The organism is Pseudomonas sp. P5_B2 (assembly GCF_056400445.1).
Window position 1 is genome coordinate 1 of record NZ_JBFULH010000899.1, and the last position, 1,364, is coordinate 1,364.

At 51.6% G+C, this 1,364-nt stretch carries 2 protein-coding genes; both read left to right on the forward strand.

Going from position 1 to position 1,364, the window contains the following annotated elements; all coding sequences use genetic code 11:
• On the forward strand, positions 1–324 hold a 324-nt coding region (locus AC1DRJ_RS27825; RefSeq protein WP_477804975.1), incomplete at its 5' end, for a hypothetical protein.
• A gap of 76 nt (positions 325–400) precedes the next feature.
• Positions 401–1,364, forward strand: a 964-nt coding sequence (locus tag AC1DRJ_RS27830) for a 5-methylcytosine restriction system specificity protein McrC (RefSeq protein ID WP_477804976.1), incomplete at its 3' end; no start/stop codon positions are given.

Here is a 1,364-nt window from a genome sequence, read left to right on the forward strand (position 1 = left end):
ATTGCTCTGGGCCGAGGTTCCGAGTTCCAAATTGGACATGGAATGCTTATGTCTGATGTGAAGCTGCAAACCTTGAGTCTCCCGGAGGCATTAGGAGCTCTATGCGTGGGCTGGGCCAAGGCGCGGGCGCATGTAGAAGAGGTTTTCTTCGGAGACATCCGGGGTATTGCAGCTACTCTCAATGCATTAGATGGACCGGCCTATAACCCTTTTAAGTTAACCGAGACCACCTTTGCAGATGATCTTCGGTTTAGAGTTCAGGGTCCCGCGAATTTTTCTCAGGGCGACATATATGCCGCCCTGAGAGCCTTTGCTAGAGAGTAGTTTTGTGGCATATGTCCGAACACGGCTATCGCTTGTCGAATATGGCTCACCTATCGATTTGAGTCATGCTATTGGCGTGGCCATCGGAGCTGACCGCGCCAAGGCAAACGGGCTTTTGATTGATGCTGGCAATCGTGCCGCATCAAGTCTCGGTCTCAACTATAACCCTATAAGTGTCGATGCGCAGGGCGCTCGGGCTATAGACTTTGCGGGTCTAATTAGACTAGCTCCGTCACTTGAACTGGAAGTGGCTCCCAAATTTCTAGGACTTGATGATTTCGATGCGGCCTGGAGAGAAGACTTCTTTTTCCTTTCCACGCTTTCATTACATGGAAGGCTCTTGGCGTCCGAGCGCCTAGCTGCATCTGGTGGGGCCCCGAGGGATCTATCCACTTTGGTAGCTCGTTCGATGACAAGCATGTATGAGGCCAGAAAGCGTAGGCCTTTGCGTACTTATCGCAGAGTAAGGGAGGCAGAGTTCTTTCTCGATGGGGATCCAGACCCTGTGGATCTCATTTTTCCCTCGCCTGATGGATTCGAGCAAGAGCTAGTTCGTTTTGATCGACATAATGGTTGGAATTCAGATATTACAGCTGCTGCTAGAGCGCTTCTGACGGAGGTAAGCGACCCTTCGGTTGTCGGTAGTTTGGTGCGACTTATTGAAGATTTGGCTCCTCAAAAACATACATCTGCCGGACGGAGAAGACCCATTCCTGCTAGGCACAGGGCATGGAGACCATTGCACGAGCTATCTGTTGATGTGCTCGGTGGGCTTGGYCTAAATTACAATCAAGGACAGGCGCATGCGCCAGGATATGTAGTTGCCACTTGGCGAGTTTGGGAAGACCTCTTGACGGTAGCATTGCGTCTCGGCTTTGGGMGAGCGGCCGTTGTACCTCAAAAGGGTTTTACGCTAGGCAGCAAGACTAAAGTAAGTACGGGAGAGACGCGTATGCTATCCGTGTTCCCAGACTGCGTGATCGAGTCGGATGGTACCCGGCCTCGAATGCTTTTAGATGCCAAGTACAAGGGGCATGCTG